The organism is Pseudomonas sp. UFMG81, assembly GCF_015354575.1.
Lineage (GTDB): Bacteria > Pseudomonadota > Gammaproteobacteria > Pseudomonadales > Pseudomonadaceae > Aquipseudomonas.
In genome coordinates this window covers 1-832 of the sequence record NZ_JACAFQ010000075.1, presented here as the reverse complement: position 1 = coordinate 832, position 832 = coordinate 1, and the positions used below count along the sequence as shown (strand labels likewise).

The following is an 832-nucleotide window of genomic DNA, read 5'->3' as shown; positions in this document are numbered from 1 at the left end:
ACAGTCTGTTTGCCGACTCCCCAAAGCTTATCGCAGGCTACCACGTCTTTCATCGCCTCTGACTGCCAAGGCATCCACCGTATGCGCTTCTTCACTTGACCATATAACCCCAAGCAATCTGGTTATACTGTGAAGACGACATTCGCCGAAAATTCGCATTTCGCTCATTGCTGAGCAGAACTCACAAATTTTACCTTAGCCTGATCCACCAGCAGTGAAACTGGTGTTCAGTCTATTTCTATCACATATCCGAATTTTTAAAGAACGATCTGACAAAAGTCAGAAATCAACATTCATCAACGAATGTTCATTTCTAAGTTCTGATCAAGGACAACAGTTACCGCAGAAGTGGTGGAGCCAAGCGGGATCGAACCGCTGACCTCCTGCGTGCAAGGCAGGCGCTCTCCCAGCTGAGCTATGGCCCCGCATATTGGTAGGTCTGGGCAGATTTGAACTGCCGACCTCACCCTTATCAGGGGTGCGCTCTAACCAACTGAGCTACAGACCTATATAGGGTCTTGATCGTCTTTACGCATGAATCAAGCAATTCGTGTGGGAGCTCATCAGCAGGCTGATGTCGTCGATTAAGGAGGTGATCCAGCCGCAGGTTCCCCTACGGCTACCTTGTTACGACTTCACCCCAGTCATGAATCACACCGTGGTAACCGTCCTCCCGAAGGTTAGACTAGCTACTTCTGGTGCAACCCACTCCCATGGTGTGACGGGCGGTGTGTACAAGGCCCGGGAACGTATTCACCGCGACATTCTGATTCGCGATTACTAGCGATTCCGACTTCACGCAGTCGAGTTGCAGACTGCGATCCGGACTACG

The 832-nt window shown here is 50.6% G+C and carries 2 tRNA genes and 2 rRNA genes; all 4 read right to left on the bottom strand.

The window, feature by feature from the left end:
- A 23S ribosomal RNA gene (locus IX761_RS26980) occupies positions 1-101 on the bottom strand; the annotation flags it as partial.
- A gap of 248 nt (positions 102-349) precedes the next feature.
- Positions 350-425 (bottom strand) — tRNA-Ala (locus IX761_RS26975).
- Positions 426-431: 6 nt separating this feature from the next.
- Positions 432-508, bottom strand: a tRNA-Ile gene (locus IX761_RS26970).
- A gap of 77 nt (positions 509-585) precedes the next feature.
- Positions 586-832, bottom strand: a 16S ribosomal RNA gene (locus IX761_RS26965); the annotation flags it as partial.